15 protein-coding genes and 1 pseudogene are annotated in these 20,060 nt (G+C 62.9%); 6 read left to right on the plus strand and 10 right to left on the minus strand.

Annotation, left to right across the window (positions count from 1 at the left end; translation table 11 throughout):
* Positions 1-720: pseudogene (locus tag H0W47_RS14870) on the plus strand (MFS transporter); the annotation flags it as partial.
* A 70-nt stretch (positions 721-790) separates the two neighbouring features.
* On the opposite strand, the gene H0W47_RS14875 reads toward H0W47_RS14870, so the two are convergent.
* Complete coding sequence (locus H0W47_RS14875) at positions 791-1,702, minus strand: LysR family transcriptional regulator (protein ID WP_296925747.1); 912 nt, start codon at positions 1,700-1,702, stop codon at positions 791-793.
* Positions 1,703-1,805: 103 nt separating this feature from the next.
* On the opposite strand from H0W47_RS14875, the gene H0W47_RS14880 reads away from it, so the two are divergent.
* Positions 1,806-3,113 carry an SGNH/GDSL hydrolase family protein gene (locus H0W47_RS14880; RefSeq protein WP_296925749.1) on the plus strand — a complete coding sequence of 436 codons (1,308 nt, stop codon included), beginning with the start codon at positions 1,806-1,808 and terminating at the stop codon, positions 3,111-3,113.
* On the opposite strand, the gene thiL is transcribed toward H0W47_RS14880, so the two are convergent.
* The 6 genes from thiL to H0W47_RS14910 all read right to left on the minus strand — a co-directional run bounded on the left by thiL (position 3,101) and on the right by H0W47_RS14910 (position 9,929).
* Positions 3,101-4,075, minus strand: a complete 975-nt coding sequence (gene thiL / locus H0W47_RS14885; protein ID WP_296925751.1) for a thiamine-phosphate kinase — start codon at positions 4,073-4,075, stop codon at positions 3,101-3,103. The genes H0W47_RS14880 and thiL overlap by 13 nt on opposite strands.
* Before the next feature lie 283 nt (positions 4,076-4,358).
* Positions 4,359-5,090, minus strand: a complete 732-nt coding sequence (locus tag H0W47_RS14890; RefSeq protein ID WP_296925753.1) for a 5'-methylthioadenosine/adenosylhomocysteine nucleosidase — start codon at positions 5,088-5,090, stop codon at positions 4,359-4,361.
* Between the two features lie 67 nt (positions 5,091-5,157).
* Positions 5,158-6,846 (minus strand): long-chain-fatty-acid--CoA ligase, encoded by a 1,689-nt coding sequence (locus H0W47_RS14895; protein WP_296925755.1) that lies wholly within the window; start codon positions 6,844-6,846, stop codon positions 5,158-5,160.
* Between the two features lie 159 nt (positions 6,847-7,005).
* Positions 7,006-8,439 (minus strand): NAD(P)(+) transhydrogenase (Re/Si-specific) subunit beta, encoded by a 1,434-nt coding sequence (locus H0W47_RS14900; protein WP_296925757.1) that lies wholly within the window; start codon positions 8,437-8,439, stop codon positions 7,006-7,008.
* Complete coding sequence (locus H0W47_RS14905) at positions 8,436-8,768, minus strand: NAD(P) transhydrogenase subunit alpha (protein ID WP_296925759.1); 333 nt, start codon at positions 8,766-8,768, stop codon at positions 8,436-8,438. Before H0W47_RS14905 ends, H0W47_RS14900 begins: the two co-directional genes overlap by 4 nt.
* A 45-nt stretch (positions 8,769-8,813) precedes the next feature.
* Positions 8,814-9,929, minus strand: a complete 1,116-nt coding sequence (locus H0W47_RS14910) for a Re/Si-specific NAD(P)(+) transhydrogenase subunit alpha (protein WP_296925761.1) — start codon at positions 9,927-9,929, stop codon at positions 8,814-8,816.
* A gap of 144 nt (positions 9,930-10,073) precedes the next feature.
* Here H0W47_RS14910 and H0W47_RS14915 point away from each other — a divergent pair, with 144 nt between their 5' ends.
* On the plus strand, positions 10,074-10,571 hold the full coding sequence (locus tag H0W47_RS14915; RefSeq protein ID WP_296925763.1) for an NUDIX hydrolase: 498 nt from the start codon (positions 10,074-10,076) through the stop codon (positions 10,569-10,571).
* A 37-nt stretch (positions 10,572-10,608) separates the two neighbouring features.
* Positions 10,609-11,760, plus strand: a complete 1,152-nt coding sequence (gene mnmA, locus H0W47_RS14920; protein WP_296925765.1) for a tRNA 2-thiouridine(34) synthase MnmA — start codon at positions 10,609-10,611, stop codon at positions 11,758-11,760.
* A 138-nt stretch (positions 11,761-11,898) separates the two neighbouring features.
* Here the strand turns inward: mnmA and H0W47_RS14925 are convergent, their stop codons facing one another.
* The 3 genes from H0W47_RS14925 to H0W47_RS14935 form a co-directional block, all read right to left on the minus strand.
* Positions 11,899-13,311 (minus strand): MipA/OmpV family protein, encoded by a 1,413-nt coding sequence (locus H0W47_RS14925; protein ID WP_296925767.1) that lies wholly within the window; start codon positions 13,309-13,311, stop codon positions 11,899-11,901.
* Between the two features lie 201 nt (positions 13,312-13,512).
* Positions 13,513-14,016 (minus strand): single-stranded DNA-binding protein, encoded by a 504-nt coding sequence (gene ssb, locus H0W47_RS14930; RefSeq protein ID WP_296925769.1) that lies wholly within the window; start codon positions 14,014-14,016, stop codon positions 13,513-13,515.
* 19 nt (positions 14,017-14,035) lie between these two features.
* A complete protein-coding gene (locus H0W47_RS14935) occupies positions 14,036-15,253 on the minus strand; it encodes an MFS transporter (RefSeq protein ID WP_296925771.1) in 1,218 nt (405 codons plus the stop codon).
* Between the two features lie 413 nt (positions 15,254-15,666).
* Between H0W47_RS14935 and uvrA the strand changes: the two genes are divergently transcribed.
* The gene (uvrA, locus tag H0W47_RS14940; RefSeq protein WP_296925775.1) at positions 15,667-18,618 is read left to right on the plus strand and encodes an excinuclease ABC subunit UvrA; all 2,952 of its coding nucleotides are present in this window, start codon (positions 15,667-15,669) and stop codon (positions 18,616-18,618) included.
* Between the two features lie 183 nt (positions 18,619-18,801).
* Complete coding sequence (locus tag H0W47_RS14945) at positions 18,802-19,860, plus strand: alkane 1-monooxygenase (RefSeq protein ID WP_296925773.1); 1,059 nt, start codon at positions 18,802-18,804, stop codon at positions 19,858-19,860.
* The last annotated feature ends 200 nt before the right edge of the window (positions 19,861-20,060 follow it).

A 20,060-nucleotide genomic window follows, 5' to 3' on the forward strand; every position in this document is an offset into this window, starting at 1 on the left:
CTGCTGGCAGGTCTGCTTGCGATGTTGGTCGCTGTCACGGTGCGGCGCGGTGCGGTTTCTGCCGCCGCCCTGTCCTGGCAGGCCATGGCCCGGGACGCCGGGGTAACGATCAGGGCGGGCGCTCCGCTGCTGCTGGCCGCTGCGTTTGCGGTTTATACCTTTCAGTTCTTTGCAGTGTTCAGCTTCCTGCCCGTCCTGCTGGTGGAGCGTATGGAAGTATCCGTCGCCGCTGCGGGCGTCCTGAGCGCTGTTGCCATCGTCGCCAATATTCTGGGCAACCTTATAGCGGGTATGTTGCTGGCGCGGGGCACTTCGCGCTGGGTGCTGATCGCCGTCGCGAGTGTCGTCATGGGCCTTGCCGGCATCGCCATCTTCCTGCCGGTCACACCCGCCCTTTGGGTGTTTTTGCTGTGTGTGGTTTTTTCGGGCGTCGGTGGCCTGCTGCCTGCCACCGTGCTGGGCGGCGCGCCGCAGCTGGCGCCCGCGCCGCACCTCGCGCCCATCTCCGTCGGCCTCGTGATCCACGGCAACAACCTGGGCCAGCTGATGGGCCCCGTCGCGGTAGGCGTCATCGTCGACGCGGCCGGCTGGTCTGCCGCGGCCATCCCTGCCGCAGTGGCAAGCGCACTGGGCGTGGTGATTGCATTTGCCCTCAGGCGGTCGCTGCGGCCCCGATCAGGCAAGCCGACGCCAAGGTCCGGTAATAAACCCGTCATGTGACTGAAGGGGAGTCGGCGCGCGGTGGGTTGATGCCGACCAAGCCGTGGCCTGCTGTCCAGTGGCTGCGCCCTCAAGGCTGCACAGCCATGAACCCGGGGAGCTCCGGCAAACGCGCTGCCAAAAAATCAAGCAGCGCACGTGTTCGGCTTGGCAGGTGGCGGCGCGATGGGTACAGCAGCCAGGCGCGTTGCACGCCGCCGTGATAACGCGGCAATACGCGCACCAATTTGCCGGTGCTGATCAGGTCATCAACCAGCCAGGCGGGTGTCATGCCCACACCAGCGCCGGCCAACAAGGCCTCGCGTATCACCATGGAGCTGTTCACGCGGTAGCGGCCATCCACTTTTACGTCTTCCTTGCCGTGGTCGTCAGTGAGTGTGATCAGCCCCGGTGTTGCAGCCCAGGCAAACTCCAGGTACTCGTGTCCGGACAGGTCTTTGGGGCGCCTGATGGACGGATACGCCTTGAGGTATGAAGGCGCGCAACACAAATACCGGGTGGAAGTGGCGACCTCTCGCGCAATCACGTTCGGCGGCAAAGTGTCGCTTTGGCGCACGGCGACGTCGACGCCTTCTTCGGTCAGATCAACCAGGCGGTCGTTCAGAATCATCTCGACACGAATCGCCGGGTAACGCTGCAGAAACTCCAGCATCAGGGAATTGAGCCGCAGCTCGCCGAGTGCCAGTGGTGCATTCAGGCGCAGCGTGCCCGTTGGCTGCGCCACGGTTTCGCGCGCTTCAGCCAATGCCTCTTCATAGTCTTCAAGCATGCGTTGGGCTCGCTCGTAGAAGCGTCGGCCTTCCTGTGTGGCCTCAAGGCCGCGGGCGCTGCGCACAAACAGGCGGGCTCCCAGGTCCCGCTCAAGGGCTGCCACCACCTTGCTCACGTTCGGCTGGGTGCTGTCCATTTCGCGTGCCACGGCAGACAGGCTGCCAAGATCAACAGCGCGCACAAAGAGGTGCAGGGCTTTCAATGTGTCCAAGATATTCCAATTTTGAATGGCAACTATGCAATTTTAGGTCGTTCCATTCTCGGGTGGAAGATCCTATGGTTGCGACTTCCATCTGCATCAACCTGAGAAAACGATGAACCTGAACCTGAACCACATTCTGGCCGTCCTGGCTACATCCATCGCACTGAGCGTCACACCCGCGCAGGCCTCCGATCCTCATGCAGGCCGCTGGGTCCCCAGCTGGCAGGCCAGCCAGCAGCCACTGTGGTCAGGCGATTTCTTTTTGCCGGTCAATGTGCCGTTCAACCTGGCAGACCAGACTTTGCGGCAGGTGGCGCGGGTGAGTGTGGGCGGGTCACGGGCGCGCGTGGTGCTGAGCAACGAGTACGGCAACAAGCCCATGCTTATTGGCGCGGCAAGTTTGGCACTGGCGGGCGCGAAGCAAGAAGTCAAGCCGGCTTCGAACAGGCCGCTGAGCTTCAGCGGCCGCGCCAGCGTACGCATCCCACCGGGTGGCCAGGCCATCAGTGATCCCGTGTTGCTACCGCTGGAAGCCCTGGCGCAGGTTGCGGTGTCGCTCTACCTGCCCCAGCCGACGGCGCTCTCAACCTTCCACTGGGACGCCAGACAAACGGCGTATGTGGGTGCCGGCAACTTGGTGTCTGAACGCGGCTTCGAGCCGGTAGCGACGCTGACCAGTCGCGCTATCGTCAGCGGCATCCTCGTGGACTCGCCGCAAGACGCAGGCGTGGTGGTGGCCTTTGGCGATTCAATCACCGACGGTAATGGCTCGACCATGGATACCAACCGGCGCTGGCCGGATTTTCTGGCCGCGCGTCTTGCCAAGTCCCGTGTCGCAGTGCTTAACGCCGGCATATCCGGCGCCCGTGTGCTCAGTGACGGGATGGGCACCAACGCCTCGGCGCGCTGGACGCGCGACGTCCTTGCGCAACCCGGCGTCCGGACGGTGGTTGTCATGCTGGGCATCAATGACATCGCCTGGCCGGGCAGCCCGTTGGGCTCCAGCGATAGGGCCGTTGATACCGAGCAATTGATAGACGGGTATCTTCAGCTGATCGCGCGCGCCAGTGCCCAGGGCGTGCGTGTTGTGGGCGCCACGCTGACACCATTTGAAGGCGCCCTGCAGGGCACTCCGTTGGCGGGATACTTCACCCCTGAAAAAGATGCGCAGCGCCGAGTTGTCAACGAATGGATACGAAGCAGTGGCGCATTCGATGCCGTCGCCGACTTTGATGCCCTGCTGCGCGATCCAAAACACCCCGCACGCCTTCTGCCGGCTTGGGACTCGGGCGACCACCTGCATCCGGGGGACGCCGGTTATCAGGCCATGGCCGCCGCACTGACTGATGCTGTGCTGTTCGGCAAAGGTGTGGGGCCCGGCCTAGCAAGCTTGCCCGCGGGGCGCATTCAGGCAAAGTGATCGAAGGAGGCGGCCTTGAATTGCAGCGTCCTGCCTTGGTCGTCCACCACTCGCAGGCCGGGCTCGGCCTCCACCTGTCCGATGCGGGTAATGGGCGTCTGCGTTTGGTGGGATGCCAGCTGCACCGCATCCCGCGCCGCCACAGGCGCTGTGAAGGCCAACTCGTAGTCGTCCCCGCCGGCCAGGACACATTGCAGCAACTTTTCATGAGAAAAAAGCCCGTTTGCCCAGGTGGAATGGGCGCGAACAGCTATCAAATTCATAGCAATTGAAGCATCGACTGTAGCCCCCACACCCGAGGCTTTGAGAAGATGGCCGAGGTCGCCGGTGAGGCCATCGCTGATGTCGATAGCCGCGCTGGCGACGCCGCGTAGAGCCAAGCCCAGCGCAACACGCGGCGTGGGTTGCTCCAGGCGGTGCCGCAGGTCCTGCAGCAGCTCGGCCGGCAGTGCAAGGTCTGCGCGAATCGCGTCCAGGGCCAGTCTTGCGTCGCCCAGGGTGCCGCTGACGTAGATGTCGTCACCCGCGCCTGCGCCGGAGCGAAGCAAGGCTTGGCCCTGCGGTACTTCGCCGAACACGGTGATGCAAATGTTCAAGGGACCTTGCGTGGTGTCACCACCAACAAGCTCACAGCCGTGCGAGTCGGCCAGTGCCAGCAAGCCGCGTGAAAACGGCGCAAGCCAGATTTCATCAACGCGTGGAAGCGCCAATGCCAGCGTAAAAGCCAGTGGCCTGGCGCCGCAAGCTGCGAGATCGCTGAGGTTAACGGCCAGGGCCTTGTGCCCCAGGGTGGAGGGATCAACGTCGGCGAAAAAATGCCGACCTTCGACCAGCATGTCGCTGGAGATCGCTAGCTGCATGCCGGCGGTGGGTTGCAGCAGCGCACAGTCGTCGCCCACGCCCAACACGGCGCGTGTTGTGGGGCGCTTGAAGTAGCGATCTATCAGTTCGAATTCACCCATGGTGGGAGCATAACGGCTCAGGGTTGAGCTTGTCGCAGCTTGTGCACGCTTGTGCCCCGGTGGGTCTTCCAACAAGCCGGGGGTTTTGCGCCTCGCGGCGCATCCCGCGAAGCTCCGCCGCGCATGGCGCTAGTCAGGCAGCGCCTTCCTGAGGGTTGGGAGAGGGGAGTTCCAACTACCGACCCAGAGATGCCCGGCGCGCAGTGTGATGCATCAGACTGTGGAAGTTGAGAGCCAAATCGGCCTCCAGCCCTTGTGCAGCCAGCGCGAGCAGCTACTATTTTTATAGCAATTTTATCAAGGACCGAACAATCACCTGCGCATACAAACTAGCCACATCCCGCACAAATACCGAAAAATCCACGTGGGCCGTGTCGTCCGCGCGATCCGAAATCGTCCGGACAGCTGCAAATGGAATGTCGTAGTCGAAGCACACTTGCGCCACCGCCGCGCCTTCCATCTCCACCGCCAGCGCTTCATGGCCACCGTGCCTGAGCGCCGAGCTCAAGGTACGCGCTTCGGCGGCGCCAGAGACAAAACGGTCCCCGCTGGCGATCAGGCCGTGATGCAACAAGGTCTTCGCGGGCAAGGCCAGGCTATCGATGCCCATGCGGGCGGCCCGCAGCAATTGCGCGGTCAGGACCTTGTCGCAGATGAAGCGGGCTTGGCCGTAGAGCGGCACCTCGTAGCGTGGGAAAAGCGGCGAGACGTCCAGGTCATGCTGCACAAAGCTGTCGGCAATCACCACGTCGCCGACATGCACGCCATCGCCCAGGCCACCGGCCACACCGGTGAACACGATGCGGCTGACCTTGAAGCGCTCGATCAGCGCCACGCTGGTCGTCGTGGCCGACACCTTGCCGATGCGCGACAGCGCCAGAACAACCGGCTGGCCATGCAGCCGGCCCTGCCAGAAATCGCGCCCGGCATGGCTGGTTTTATGCGGCTGCTGCAGTAGGTCGAGCAGGCCCTGCTGCTCTTCGGCCAGCGCGCTGAGGATGGCGGTTGTGGTCATGGCTGTGAGTTGGCACCAAAAAAAGAAGGCGGCCTGAGCCGCCTTTGCCGGAGTGCGGAGCTCCGCCTTATTTCTTGTCGCGCAGCTCGCGCCGCAGGATCTTGCCCACCGGTGTTTTCGGCAGCTCGCTACGGAATTCAATCGCCTTGGGCTGCTTGTAGCCGGTCAGGTTGGTCTTGCAGAACTCGCGCACCTGGGCTTCGGTGAGGTCGGGGCTCTTCTTGACAATCACGAGCTTGACGGCCTCGCCGGACTTGTCGTCGGCCACACCGACGCACGCACATTCCATCACGCCCTCCATGCCGGAGACCACATCTTCCACTTCGTTCGGGTAGACGTTGAAACCGCTGACCAGGATCATGTCTTTCTTGCGGTCCACAATCTTGAAGAAGCCGCGTTCGTCGACGGTGCCGATGTCGCCGGACTTGAAGTAACCGTCTGGCGTCATGACCTTGGCGGTTTCGTCGGGGCGCTGCCAGTAGCCGGCCATGACCTGCGGGCCCTTGATGGCGATCTCGCCGGGCTGGCCCGCCGGCACTTCATTGCCGTCGTCGTCAAGCAGCTTGAACCAGGTGCCCGGAATCGGCACACCGATGGTGCCGGTAAACGACTTGCTGTTGGTCGGATTGCAACTGGCCGACGGCGAGGTCTCCGACAGGCCGTAACCTTCGCAAATCGGGCAGCCGGTTTTCTCAAGCCAGAGCTTGGCTACCGCGCTGGTGACGGCCATGCCGCCGCCCAGTGACACTTTAAGGTGCGACCAGTCCACCGTGTTGAAGTCGGGGTGATTGGCCAGGCCATTGAACAGCGTGTTGACCGCCGGAAAGCTGTTGATCTTGTGCTTGGCCAGTTCCTTGAGCACCGCGGGCAGGTCGCGCGGGTTGGGGATCAGGATGTTTTTGCCGCCGGTGCGCATGCCCAGCATCATGTTCACGGTGAACGCAAAGATGTGATACAGCGGCAGTGCGCAGACATAGGTCGGCTGCACGCCACTTTCCATGCTCGCCATGGCCGGGCCGTTCCAGGCTTCGGACTGCAGCACGTTAGCGATCACATTGCGGTGCAGAAGCACCGCACCCTTGGAGACACCGGTGGTTCCGCCGGTATATTGCAGAACGGCCACATCGTTGGGCTGTATGTCGGGACGTTTGAGCGTGCCGCGTGTGCCTTGCGCCACCGCGTCATTGAAACGCACCGCGCCCGGCAAATTGAAAGCGGGCACCATTTTCTTGACATTGCGCACCACATAGTTAACCAGCGCGCCCTTGAGCATGCCGAGCTGGTCGCCCATGGCGCTCAGCACCACATGTTTGACCGGGGTGTTGGCGATGCATTGCTCCAGCGTGTTGGCGAAGTTTTCGATGATGACAATCGCCTTGCTGCCCGAGTCCTTGAGCTGGTGCTCGAGCTCACGCGGGGTGTACAGCGGGTTGACGTTGACCACCACAAAGCCGGCACGCAAGATCGCGGCCACGGTGACGGGGTACTGCGGCACATTCGGCATCATGATGGCCACGCGGTCACCTTTGGTCAGACCCAGGCCCTGCAGGTAGGCCGCGAAAGCCTGAGACAGGCTGTCGGTTTGGCCGAAGGTCACCTCTTTGCCCATGAAGCTGTAAGCCACGGCGTTCGCGTTTTTCTTGAAACTCTCTTCCATCAGCGCGACCAGCGAGGCGTACTGAGACGCATCGATGTCGGCTGGCACGCCAGCGGGGTAGGCGCTCAGCCAGGGACGGTCAGCGGTGGATGCATTCATGCTTGTCTTCTCCAGATTACGATTGAACAACAGCCACGAATTTTCATGGCGCCACCCTCTGCGGGGCTATTGCGTTTTCCCTAGGAAACTCATAAATCAGGAGGGTATTTCCTCTAATTCAGCGTTTTCGCACGGCAACAAGTGTTATCTGTCTGCAAATCACTCAATGGCCTTGCCCATGTCTTCGATCACCTTTTTCGCGTCGCCGAACACCATCATGGTTTTGTCCATGTAAAACAACTCGTTGTCCAGGCCGGCATAACCAGCCGCCATCGAGCGCTTGTTGACGATGACGGTCTTGGCCTTGTAAGCCTCCAGAATCGGCATGCCGTAAATGGCGCTCCCTTTGACGTGCGCTGCCGGGTTGACCACGTCATTGGCGCCCAGGATGATGGCCACGTCGGCCTGCCCGAACTCGGCGTTGATGTCTTCCATCTCGTGCACCTGGTCGTAGGGCACTTCGGCCTCGGCCAGCAGCACATTCATGTGGCCGGGCATACGGCCTGCCACCGGATGGATCGCGTACTTGACGTTGACACCCCGGTCCGTCAGTTTCTGCGCCAGTTCCTTGACCGAGTGCTGGGCGCGTGCGACTGCCAGACCGTAGCCCGGCACGATGATCACGGTTTCGGCATTGCCAAGAATGAAAGCCGCATCGTCTGCCGAGCCTGACTTGACGGGTCGTTGCTCTTTGGCGCCTGCCGCTGCTGTGCCCGCTTCGCCGCCAAAGCCGCCGAGGATCACGTTGAAGAAGGAGCGGTTCATCGCCTTGCACATGATGTACGAGAGGATGGCGCCCGACGAGCCAACCAGCGAGCCGGCCACGATCAGCATGGCGTTGTTCAGCGAAAAGCCGATACCCGCTGCGGCCCAGCCCGAATAGCTGTTGAGCATGGACACCACCACCGGCATGTCAGCGCCGCCTATCGGGATGATGATGAGCACGCCCAGCACAAAGGACAGGGCCAACATCGCAAAAAACGCGGTCCAGTTGCCGGTGAACATGAACACCAGGCCCAGCGCCAGCGTGGCGATGCCCAGCGCCAGGTTGAGCATGTGCTGGCCGGAGAAGGTGACCGGTGCGCCCTGGAACAGGCGGAACTTGTACTTGCCGCTGAGCTTGCCGAACGCAATCACCGAGCCGCTGAAAGTGATGGCACCAATGGCTGCACCCAGGAAGAGCTCGAGCCGGTTGCCGGCCGGAATCGCTGCCGTAGGCAGGCCCGCAGCGACGATGCCGAAGGCATCGGGCTCTGCCATGGCCGCGACGGCAATAAACACCGCCGCCAGACCGATCATGCTGTGCATGAAAGCCACCAGCTCGGGCATCTTGGTCATCTCGACACGTTGGGCCATGATCGTGCCGGCGGTGCCGCCGACCAGCAGGGCGCCCAGCACATAAACCATGCCGAGGGCCTTGCCGCCTGAGAGTTCAACAATCAGCGCACCGGTGGTCAGGATGGCAATCGCCATGCCGACCATGCCGAACAGGTTGCCGCGAATCGAGGTGGTGGGGTGCGACAGGCCCTTGAGCGCCTGAATAAAACAGACAGAAGCCACCAGGTAGAGCAGCGTGACCAGATTCATGCTCATTTTGCGGCTCCTGCATCAGCGACAGGCGTAGCTATCTTCTTTTCCTTCTTGCGGAACATCTCCAGCATGCGGCGCGTGACCAGAAAGCCACCGAACACATTGACGGCAGCCAGCGCCACGGCCAGCACGCCCATGGTTTTCCCTAGCGGCGTGACCGTCAGCGCAGCGGCCAGCATGGCACCGACGATGACAATCGCCGAAATCGCGTTGGTCACCGCCATCAGCGGCGTGTGCAGCGCAGGCGTGACGGTCCAGACCACGTGGTAACCCACGTAAATCGCCAGCACGAAGATGATGAGGTTGATGATGGTGGGCGACACGGCATCCATGGTCTTTTCTCCTGGTCGGGCGGCGCGCGGCCGTCCCTGAAATGGTTATTTCTTCTTGACTTCGCCGGACTGCGTCATCAGGCAGGCGGCCACGATGTCGTCTTCGAGGTCGATGTTAAGCGTGCCTTCCTTGCTGATGATCAGCTTGAGGAAGTCCAGCAGATTGCGCGCATACAGCGCGCTGGCATCCGCCGCCACCAGCGCCGGTACATTGGTCTCACCGATCAGCGTGACGCCGTGTTTGACCACGGTTTTGCCGGCCTCGGTCAGCGGGCAGTTGCCGCCTTGTGGTGCGGCCAGGTCAACAATCACGCTGCCTGGCTTCATGGCCTTGACCATGTCTTCGGTCACCAGTACCGGTGCGGCGCGGCCGGGAATCAGCGCGGTGGTGATCACGATATCGGCCAGGGCCACCCGTTTGGCGACCTCGGCTTTTTGCCGCTCCAGCCAGCTCGGCGGCATCGGCTTGGCATAGCCGCCGACGCCCACAGCCGCTTCGCGCTCTTCATCTGTCTCGTAAGGCACATCGATGAACTTGCCACCCAGCGACTCGACCTGCTCCTTGACGCTGGGACGCACGTCGCTGGCTTCGATCACCGCACCCAGGCGCTTGGCGGTGGCAATCGCCTGCAGACCGGCTACGCCGACACCCAGGATCACCACGCGCGCCGCCTTGACGGTGCCGGCAGCGGTCATCAGCATCGGAAAGAAGCGCTGGTAGGCATTGGCAGCCATCATCACGGCCTTGTAGCCGGCGATGTTGGCCTGCGACGAAAGGACGTCCATGCTTTGCGCGCGGCTGGTGCGCGGCGCGGCTTCCAGCGCAAACGCCGTCAGTTGCGCCGCAGCCAGGCGCTGCAGGCCGGTGGCATCAAATGGATTGAGCATGCCGACCAGCACCGTGCCGGCTTTCGCCAGGCCGATTTCGCTGTCCAGCGGGCAACGCACCTTGAGCACGATGTCGGACGCATAGGCGCTGGCGGCATCGGTGATCTCGGCACCCGCAGCGACATAAGCCTCATCGGGAACACTGGCGGCGACGCCGGCACCCGACTGGATAACGACCGTGTGGCCCTGGGCCTTGAGTTTTTTGGCTGTCTCCGGTGTGACGGCGACGCGTGTTTCCCCCGCCGTGGTTTCGGCCGGTACCCCGATTCGCATGGGTGTCTCCTCGTTGCGTGTACGTAGTTCTACGTGATTTCTGAAGCTGTCGGCTAGCTTACATGACTTTCATGTGATTTTTGCCACACGCTAAGCGGTCAGGTACAAGCCGCGGGCTGCGATACGCGCGCGGATAATGCGCGCATGAATTCACGATGGAAACCCAGTGTCACCGTTGCCGCCATCATCGAGCGCGAGGGCAAGTTCCTGCTGGTCGAGGAACACACGCAGGACGGCCTGCGCCTGAACAACCCGGCCGGCCACCTCGATCAGGGGGAAAGCACCTTCCAGGCTTGCGTCCGGGAAACGCTGGAGGAAACCGCCTTTCACTTCACGCCAGATGCCCTTGTGGGCATCTACATGTCGCGCTTCGAGAAGGCTGTGCCCGGCAAGAACCAGGCGCTGGACATCACCTATCTGCGCTTTGCCTTCTGCGGAAAGCTTGGGGAGGAGGTGGCGGGACAGGCGCTGGACGAAGGCATTGTGCGTACCCTGTGGCTCAGCCCCGACGAGATCCGCGCCTGTGTGCCCTTGCACCGCAGCCCGCTGCTGCTGACCTGTATGGAAGATTATCTGGCTGGCAAACGCTATCCGCTGGCACTGGTGACCACTGACCCCAGCGTCTACGACCCAAAACCCTGACGGTGTGCATTTAAAGTTGCCCACCTAAAATCGGGCGATGCAAAAACAACGCATTGTGGTCGGTTTGAGCGGAGGCGTGGACTCCGCGGTCACCGCACACCTGCTCAAACAGCAGGGCCACGAGGTTATCGGCATCTTCATGAAGAACTGGGAAGATGACGACGACAGCGCGTTCTGCTCGTCCAACATTGACTTCGTGGATGCGGCGGCCGTCGCCGACGTGATCGGCATTGAAATCGAACACGTCAACTTTGCCGCTGACTACAAGGACCGGGTGTTTGCCGAGTTCCTGCGCGAGTACCAGGCCGGCCGCACGCCCAACCCGGACATCCTGTGCAATGCCGAGATCAAGTTCAAGGCTTTTCTGGACCACGCGATGCGACTGGGGGCTGAAAAAATCGCCACCGGACACTATGCGCGTGTGCGCCTGAACGAGGCCACCGGTTTGCACGAACTGCTCAAGGGCCTGGACCCGGCGAAAGACCAGAGCTACTTTCTGCACCGCCTGAATCAGGCTCAGCTGGGCAAAACGCTGTTCCCGGTCGGGGAGCTGAAAAAGACCGAAGTGCGGCGCATTGCCGACGAGATCGGCCTGCCGAACGCGAAGAAAAAGGACTCAACCGGCATCTGTTTCATCGGCGAGCGGCCGTTTCGCGACTTCCTGAACCGCTACATCGCCAAAGCGCCCGGCCCCATCAAAAACGACCAGGGCCGCGTGCTCGGTGAACACGTGGGTCTGAGTTTTTACACCCTGGGCCAGCGCCAGGGTCTGGGCATAGGCGGCGTGAAGGCGCGCGGCGCCGAACTCAGGGCCTTGCAGGCGCAGGGCCAGCGCGGCGCCGGTGAACACGAACCCTGGTTTGTGGCGCGCAAGGACATGGACAGCAACACCTTGTGGGTGGTGCAGGGCCACGACCACCCCTGGCTGCTGTCCACCGAGTTGCAAGTGCAGGACTGCAGCTGGGTCGCGGGCCCACCGCCGACCGTGTGGACCATGGCCGCCAAGACACGCTACCGGCAGGCGGATGCCGCCTGCGAGCTCATGCAAGCCTCTGCCACTCAGGCCAAACTGCACTTTGATCAGCCACAGTGGGCGGTGACGCCGGGCCAGTCGGCCGTGCTCTACCAGGGCGAGGTCTGCCTGGGCGGCGGCGTCATTGCATCGAGCAACGTGCAGAACCTGGGTTGAAGACTTGTCCTGCTCCCTCGCCCTCTGGGAGTGTGTGGGTAAGGACGTCTACGACCGCAGCATCTGTTTTCAAGCCAAATCGGTCTTCAGCCCCCGCTGATATTGAGCAATCAGCTATTAAGTTTGTAGCAATTGGAGCTACAGCGCCGTCTCGACGTAGGTATAGATGTAGTTCGACCCGCCGTTGACATTGCCGAACAGGCGTGAGGCGCCGAAGATACCCGAGCGGTGCGACACACCAAAGCCGAGGTAGGTGTCTTTCAGCCGGGGACGGCCGATCAGGTCACCCAGGCTGAAGTCGATGCTCGGGTCCAGGTAGTTGAGCAGCCGCGATGTCGCCCGCCCGCGCCCTGCCTGGCTGCTGGATTCAACGTAGGGCACACGTTGCGCCAACGAGACGCCGATGCCCAGGCCGAGCCGGGTCTTGACGCGTTCGCTCCACGGGAAGCCGTAGTAATAGGCCTTCATGAAAGCATCGAGTTGCAGGCCGTTGGGCGCCAGCCCGCGGTCGTCGTGCTGCAGCAGACCGACGTAACCAACGATGTCCACCGGCCAGCCGTTGAGTTGCTCAATAAAAGGTTTGCCGATTTGCACACCGGCAATACGGGTCGAGTTGACCTTGGCGGTCGAGGCGCAGCGCAGCGTGATGATTTTCGCCAGATGGCAACCGTCTTCGGTTGATTTGCCATAGAGCAGCTTGAAGTAGGTCGGCGAGGTCTCCTGCGTCCAGCTCCCCTTGTAGGTGCCGAAGTCATAGGCGGCGCCGACGAACACCCCCGTCTGCGCCGACTTGCCAATGATGGGGCTGGCCTTGACCTTGCTGTCCAGAAGGGTGTGGGTCACGCCGCCTAGCAGGCGCCAGCCTTCGCTCAATTCATAGGTGGCAAACATGCCCAAGGTGGTATTGATGCCGCTGCCGGGCTCGTAAGCTGGCCGGGTTGCGGTGGCTTCGCCTGGCCGCACGCCGTAGTAATAGTTGTTGAGCTTGGCGCTGCGCGCTGCCACCGTCAGGCTGGGGCGCAGTGCGAGCCGGCCGGCGCGCCAGTCGTAGGCGTAGGACAGGCGCATCTCGCTGCCTTTGGAAAAGCTGGAGGCATCCTGCAGAAACTCGGCCTGCAGCGTGCCCCAGGGCTGGCGATAGCGGTAAGACACACCAGCGTCCAGGCCCGAGCCGCGTTCGGCCATGCCGGCCAATGCCGGCGGAATCCGGTCACCGGAATAGCCTTCGAAGCGCTGGTCCAGAAAAACATCGACGCGCTGGTTGCCATCGTCCAGCAGCTTGAGCCCGGCGCGGCTGCCATGCAGAAACACCCGTTTGCCTTCGTACAGGTACAGCGGCTGCAGGTCATAACGGGTGCCGCCGCCAACATAGGGCGATTGCTCGGCGCGCACGCCCAGGCCGAGTCCGGCACTGCCGGGTACGCTGAGCAGGTCGCTCAGAGGGTCGGTGTTGGCATGGGCCAAGCCGGCCGCCGCCACCAGGGCGGCGCCCAGCCAAGCGCCCAGCAAGCCGGGTCGCAGGGCTGGGATGTGGTCGTGGTTCGGGCGCATGGCTGGCCTCTTGGGTTATCCGGACGATGGAGGATTGATCCTAGCAAAAAAAAGCGCTGACCCCGGCGGGTGTAGAGGGAAAAATGAGGCCCGCGCCTACACGGCTCTGGGGCGACCGGCGACAAAAAGCGTTGTCTGAAAAATGCATCTGCCCGGCCTGCGCAGTGCGCAGGCCGGGCAGATGCGATGGGAACGGGCGAATCAGAACGGGATGTCGTCGTCCATGTCGTCAAAGCCGCTGGCGGCCTTGGTGGGTGCCGGCGGGCGCGGGGCCGCAGCGGCCGGCGCCCGCGGGGCGGCTGCCGGCGGACGGGAATACGGGCGCTCGCCGCCCTCATCACCACTGTCGTTTCCGCCCGGGCCACCCATGCCTTCGCGGCTGCCCAGCATCTGCATCTCGCTGGCGATGATGTCGGTGGCGTATTTCTCGACGCCGTCCTTGTCGGTGTACTTGCGGGTTTTCAGGCGCCCTTCGATGTAAACCGAGCGGCCCTTCTTCAGGTATTCACCGACGATTTCAGCCTGGCGGCCGAAAAAGCTGATGCGGTGCCATTCGGTCTCCTCGACCATTTCACCGGCCTTGTTCTTGTACTTGCTGCTGGTAGCCAACGCGATATTGGCCACGGCGTCGCCGCTGGGCATGTAGCGCACTTCGGGGTCGCGGCCCAGGTTGCCGACGAGAATGACTTTATTGACGGATGCCATGGCATGTTCTCCTAATTTTTCACAGTTTAACTGGCTGTGCGGCCAGTCCGGCACCGGAGGCGCCCTCATGCCTTCCCGGCGCCTTCATTGGCCAGGCGACTGCGAGCCACAGCAGCATCAGGCCGCCACAGGCGGCAAACAAGGCCTGCGCGCTGGCGGTTTTGGCCAGCCAGCCGCCCAGTGCGCCACCGGCAAAAAAGCCCAGCGACTGCAGGGTGTTGTAGACCCCGAGCGCCGCGCCGCGCGAATGGGCCGGCGCCACGCGCGACGCCAGGCTGGGCTGGGAGGCTTCGAGGATGTTGAAGCCGCAGAAAAACAGGAACAGCAGCGCCCCGAGCGCTGCCAGCGAGGGGGCGACCTGCAGCGAGGCCGCCATCAGGCCGAACTGCACCAGCGCAATCAGGCCCACCGCCGCGAGAAAGACTTCCCGCAAGCGGCCCCGCTTTTCCATCGGAAACAGGGTCAAGCCCATGACCAGGAAAGACGCTAGCACCGCTGGCAGGTAAACCTTCCAGTGGCTGGCGCTGGCGAGTCCCGCCTGCACCAGCAGGGCTGGAATCGCTACCCACATGGCCAGTTGCACCGCATGCAGGATGAACACCCCGGCATTCAGCCGCAGCAGCGCTGGGTGCCTCAAAACCTCGGCCAGGCTGCCGCGCGGGCGATTGACGTGCTGCGCTGGCTCGGGCGGCACCCACCAGATGGTCACCGCGATGCCCGCCAGCGCCAACGCGCCGGTCAATGCAAATAGCCCGCTCAGACCGACGTGTGCGGTCAGCAGAGGCGCCAGCACCAGCGACAGCGCAAACATCAACCCGATGCTGGCGCCGACCAGCGCCATGGCCTTGGTCCGCACCTCGTCACGCGTGGTGTCGGCCAGCAAGGCCGTCACCGCCGCCGAAATCGCGCCGGCGCCCTGCAGCGAGCGGCCGACGATGAGCCAGGTGAGGTCCGGCGCCCAGGCCGCCACGAAGCTGCCCAGCGCAAACACTACCAGGCCCGCCACGATCACCTTCTTTCGCCCCAGCCAGTCCGAGGCCATGCCAAAAGGGATTTGCAGAATGCCCTGCGTCAGACCGTAAATGCCCATGGCCATGCCGATGCGCGCCGGGTCATCGCCGCCCGGGTAGCGCGCTGCCTCCAGCGCAAACACCGGCAGCACCAGAAACAGCCCCAGCATGCGCAGCGCAAAAATCGAGGCCAGCGAGGCGCTGGCGCGCCGCTCGGTGGCGGTCATGGGGTAGGACGGGGCTGGAGACACAGTCGGGATGTCAGTCTTGTTGGAGCGGGAACGGGGCAGCGGCCTATTGTCTTTGAATTGCTGGGGCTTTTTTCGGGTGCTGGGCTTCAAGCAGGAAACGCGCCGGGGGTGCCGACACCGGGCGCCACTGTCCTGTGCCATAAGCCGCCGGGCTGCCAAAAAACCCGTACGCGTCTATGATGGAGGGTTTTGCGGCGCCCTTACACGTGAACTCTCCCAACGACGGCAAATACCTTGCTCCCGCAGCTGCTGCCCCGGTAGCGGCCGAGCCCGACAGCAGCAGCTACCTGGCAGGACGCAGCGAAGGGCCGCCCCGAGCAAGTCCAGCCCCCTCGGGGGGCAGTGAAGTACACGCAGTGACGAGCGTGGGGGCCCACAACCATTTGGCCATGCAGCGCATCAGCATCCGCGGGGCGCGCACGCACAACCTCAAGAACATCGACCTCGACATCCCGCGCAACCAGCTGGTGGTGATCACCGGGCTGAGCGGCTCGGGCAAATCCTCACTGGCCTTTGACACCCTGTACGCCGAGGGCCAGCGCCGTTATGTCGAAAGCCTGAGCACTTACGCGCGCCAGTTCCTTCAGTTGATGGACAAGCCCGATGTCGACATGATCGAAGGCCTGTCGCCGGCGATCTCCATCGAGCAGAAGGCCACCAGCCACAACCCGCGCTCCACCGTGGGCACCGTCACCGAGATCCACGACTACCTGCGCCTGCTGTTTGCCCGCGCCGGCACACCTTTCTGCCCGGACCACGAGCTGCCGCTGCAGGCGCAAAGCGTCAGCGAGATGGTTGACCACGTCCTGGCCCTGCCGGAAGACACCAAGCTGATGATCCTGGCGCCCGTCGCGCGCGAACGCAAGGGCGAGTTCATCGACGTGTTCGCAGAGATGCAGGCGCATGGTTATGTGCGCTTCCGCGTGGACGGCACGGCGTATGAATTCGACGAGCTGCCCAAGCTCAAGAAGGCTGAAAAACACAATATCGACGTGGTGATCGACCGGCTCAAGGTGCGGCCCGACATGCAGCAGCGGCTGGCTGAAAGTTTTGAAGCCGCGCTTCGGCTGGCCGACGGCAAGGCTATCGCGATGGAAATGGACTCCGGCAAGGAACACCTGTTCAGCGCAAAGTTTTCCTGCCCGGTATGCAGCTATTCGCTCAGCGAGATGGAGCCGCGGCTGTTTTCCTTCAACTCGCCAGTCGGCGCCTGCCCCAGCTGCGACGGCCTGGGGCACATGGAGTTTTTCGACCCGGCGCGGGTGGTGGCTTTCCCGTCGCTGAGCCTGGCCAGTGGCGCCGTCAAGGGCTGGGACAGGCGCAACGGCTATTACTTCTCGATGCTGGAAAGCCTGGCCAGACACTACAAGTTCGACCTTGACACGGCCTTTGAAAACCTGCCTGTCGAGGTGCAGCAGGTCGTGTTGCATGGCTCGGGCGAAGAAGAAATCAAGTTCAGCTACGTGATGGACTCCGGCAATTTTGCCGGCAAGAAGATCAACAAAAAACACCCCTTCGAGGGGGTGATTACCAACTTCGAGCGACGCTACCGCGAGACCGACTCGGCCGCCGTGCGTGAAGAGCTCGCGCGATACCGCAGCCTGCAGCCCTGCCCCGAATGCGAGGGCACACGGCTGCGCCGCGAGGCCCGGCACGTCTACCTGGTGGGCGCCGCCGGGCGTAAGGCGATCTTCGAGATCAGCCGCGCCACGCTGCGCGAAAGTTTTGATTACTTCAACAGCCTGACCATGGAAGGCGCTAAGGCCGAGATTGCCGGCAAGGTGGTGCGTGAGATTGGCCTGCGCCTGAAATTCCTCAACGACGTGGGCCTGAATTACCTGAGCCTGGACCGCAGCGCCGAAACCCTGTCGGGCGGCGAATCGCAGCGCATTCGCCTGGCCTCACAGATCGGCTCGGGCCTGACCGGCGTGATGTATGTGCTGGACGAGCCCAGCATCGGCCTGCACCAGCGCGACAACGACCGCCTGATCGGCACGCTCAAACATCTGCGCGACATCGGCAACAGCGTGCTGGTGGTTGAACATGACGAAGACATGATCCGCGCCGCTGACCACGTGATCGACATGGGGCCGGGCGCCGGTATCCACGGCGGGCGCGTGATGGCCCAGGGCACCTATGCCCAAGTGCTGGCCAACCCGGATTCGCTGACCGGCAAATATTTGTCGCAGGTGCTCAAGATCGCCGTGCCCACACGCCGCACGCCCTGGCTGCCGACGGTGGAAAAAGCGCCTTACCGCGACCCGAAGAAACCTTCGAAATTTGCGCCCAGTGCGGCAGGCATCAAACGAGCCGCGCGTGAGGCTGAACACCTGCGGACCCAGGGTGACATGCAGGCGATCCGCGTGATCAAGGCCAGCGGCCACAACCTGAAAGACGTCAGCGTCGACTTCCCGGTCGGGCTGCTGACCTGCGTGACCGGTGTCTCCGGCTCCGGCAAATCGACCCTGGTCAACGACACGCTGTACGCCGCCGTCGCGCGCACGCTGTACCGCGCGCATGAGGAGCCGGCGCCGCACGAAAGCATCGAGGGCATCGAACATTTCGACAAGGTCATCAACGTCGACCAATCGCCGATCGGCCGCACGCCACGCAGCAACCCGGCCACCTACACCGGCCTGTTCACGCCTATCCGCGAACTGATGGCCGAGATGAACACCGCGCGTGAACGCGGCTACGGCGCCGGTCGCTTCAGCTTCAACGTAGCCGGCGGACGCTGCGAGGCCTGCCAGGGCGACGGCGTGGTCAAGGTCGAGATGCACTTTCTGCCTGATGTCTACGTGCCTTGCGATGTTTGCAAGGGGATGCGTTACAACCGCGAAACGCTGGAAGTGCAGTACAAGGGTAAAAACATTGCGCAGGTGCTGGATCTGACGGTCGAGGACGCGGCTGAGTTCTTCAAGGCGGTGCCGGTGATTGCGCGCAAGCTGCACACCCTGCTCGACGTTGGCCTGAGTTACATCAAGCTCGGTCAGGCCGCGACCACGCTGTCGGGGGGTGAGGCGCAGCGTGTCAAACTGGCGCTGGAACTCTCCAAGCGCGACACCGGCCGCACGCTGTACATCCTCGACGAGCCCACCACCGGGCTGCATTTTGCCGACATCGCCTTGCTGCTCAAGGTGTTGCACCAGTTGCGCGACGCGGGCAACACCATCGTCGTGATCGAGCACAACTTGGACGTTATCAAAACCGCCGACTGGCTGATCGACATGGGCCCCGAGGGCGGCGCCGGTGGCGGCACGGTGGTCGGTGTAGGAACGCCCGAGGACATTGCAGCCAACCCCGCCAGCCACACCGGGCGCTACCTGCAGCGTTTGCTCTGAAGAAGCCCCCGCACGGGCCTTTCAGGGGGGCGATTCACGACCTTTTTGGTGTCTTGCCCTTCATCAGCAAAGAAAGTTTGCTATGTATTTGGTAGCATCCAGGGCCAGCGATGCAAATCCGCCTCACCTCCGCACTCCCCAAAAAAAATTTGCCCGCACGGGCGCGACGTGAGAAAGTCCCCCATGCGCTTGTCTGACCTGCGATTCCTTCTGGCGTGGCTGCTGCCGCTGCTGACCATCGTTGGCATTTATGCGCACCCCGCCCAGTCCGCCATCTGGACTCTGGCGGTGTGGTGGGGCATTGCGCTGCTGGATGCTGTTGCGCCGGCGGCTCAGCGCTCGCCTCCTCCCACGGCCCCAGGCGTCAGCCTGGGGTATTTTCAAACGGTGCTGCGTCTGTACGTGCTGCTGCAGATGGCGCTGATCGCAGCGGGCGCTTATGCCGCTGTGCACGGCGACTGGCTCACCGCGTTGGGCGTGGCGTTCAGCGTGGGGTTTGTCACCGGCTCGCAGGGCATCACGTTTGCGCACGAGCTGGGCCACAGCAAATCAAGGGTCGACCGCTTTTGCGGCTGGCTGCTGATGAGCAGCGTTTGTTACGGCCATTTCATGGTGGAGCATTACAGGGGCCACCACCCGCGCGCCGCCACGCAGGACGACCCGGCTTCGGCGCGGTTTGGGGAAAGCCTGTACCGGTTTTTGCCGCGCAGCCTGTGGGGCAGCCTGGCCAGCGGCTGGAAGCTGGAAGCCCAGCGCATCGCCCAGTTCAAATCCAGCTGGCTGCGCAGCCCGTTGGTCTGGAGCACGGCTGCATCCTTGATGCCTTTCATGCTTCCCGCCCTTGTTCTGCCTGCGTCATCAGCTATCAAATTCATAGCATATTTCGCCTTGCAATCAGTGGTCGCTTTTCTGCTGCTGGAAATTGTCAATTACATCGAGCACTACGGCCTGCGCCGTACCAGCGAAGGCGGGCGTCGCGAGGCCTTTGGTGTGATGCATGCCTGGAATGCCGACCATGTTGTCAGCAACTCGCTGCTGGCCAATCTGCAGCGCCACTCTGACCACCACATGCATGCGTGGAAACCTTATCCAACATTGGCGGCCCTGCCCGGGCCGCAACTCCCCACAGGTTATGCGGGCTGCCTGATGCTGGCCATGCTGCCCCCGCTGTGGTTTTTCCTGATGCACAAGCGCATTGCCGCTCTGCAGAGCGCTCCCGCTCCCCTCGCGGTTAATCCCTGACGCCCCTGCCCTGAAAACCTTGCGCAATTTGCCTCAGGTGGCAAGCGGGCAAACTTGCCCCAATCGCATGGCGAGAGTGGCTGCCGGTATCAGACGACGCACGCTCCTAAAGTCCGGATAATGGGGGGACTTCTCTCTTCAGGCGATTCCTATGTCCTCCATCACCCTGCGTTTTTTGGCCGAACCCAGCACCGTCAACT

This window comes from Polaromonas sp. (assembly GCF_013817205.1).
Taxonomy (GTDB): Bacteria; Pseudomonadota; Gammaproteobacteria; order Burkholderiales; family Burkholderiaceae_C; genus Polaromonas.

What these genes read in the sequence shown, in the direction of transcription:
- H0W47_RS14880 (WP_296925749.1), top strand. Translation starts at nt 1,806, where the DNA reads ATGAACCTGAACCTGAACCACATTCTGGCCGTCCTGGCTACATCCATC.
- H0W47_RS14905 (WP_296925759.1), bottom strand. Translation starts at nt 8,768, where the DNA reads ATGGATGCCGTGTCGCCCACCATCATCAACCTCATCATCTTCGTGCTG.
- H0W47_RS14900 (WP_296925757.1), bottom strand. Translation starts at nt 8,439, where the DNA reads ATGAGCATGAATCTGGTCACGCTGCTCTACCTGGTGGCTTCTGTCTGT.
- ssb (WP_296925769.1), bottom strand. Translation starts at nt 14,016, where the DNA reads ATGGCATCCGTCAATAAAGTCATTCTCGTCGGCAACCTGGGCCGCGAC.
- H0W47_RS14945 (WP_296925773.1), top strand. Translation starts at nt 18,802, where the DNA reads ATGCGCTTGTCTGACCTGCGATTCCTTCTGGCGTGGCTGCTGCCGCTG.
- H0W47_RS14910 (WP_296925761.1), bottom strand. Translation starts at nt 9,929, where the DNA reads ATGCGAATCGGGGTACCGGCCGAAACCACGGCGGGGGAAACACGCGTC.
- uvrA (WP_296925775.1), top strand. Translation starts at nt 15,667, where the DNA reads ATGCAGCGCATCAGCATCCGCGGGGCGCGCACGCACAACCTCAAGAAC.
- H0W47_RS14915 (WP_296925763.1), top strand. Translation starts at nt 10,074, where the DNA reads ATGAATTCACGATGGAAACCCAGTGTCACCGTTGCCGCCATCATCGAG.
- mnmA (WP_296925765.1), top strand. Translation starts at nt 10,609, where the DNA reads ATGCAAAAACAACGCATTGTGGTCGGTTTGAGCGGAGGCGTGGACTCC.
- thiL (WP_296925751.1), bottom strand. Translation starts at nt 4,075, where the DNA reads ATGGGTGAATTCGAACTGATAGATCGCTACTTCAAGCGCCCCACAACA.
- H0W47_RS14925 (WP_296925767.1), bottom strand. Translation starts at nt 13,311, where the DNA reads ATGCGCCCGAACCACGACCACATCCCAGCCCTGCGACCCGGCTTGCTG.
- H0W47_RS14895 (WP_296925755.1), bottom strand. Translation starts at nt 6,846, where the DNA reads ATGAATGCATCCACCGCTGACCGTCCCTGGCTGAGCGCCTACCCCGCT.
- H0W47_RS14935 (WP_296925771.1), bottom strand. Translation starts at nt 15,253, where the DNA reads ATGACCGCCACCGAGCGGCGCGCCAGCGCCTCGCTGGCCTCGATTTTT.
- H0W47_RS14890 (WP_296925753.1), bottom strand. Translation starts at nt 5,090, where the DNA reads ATGACCACAACCGCCATCCTCAGCGCGCTGGCCGAAGAGCAGCAGGGC.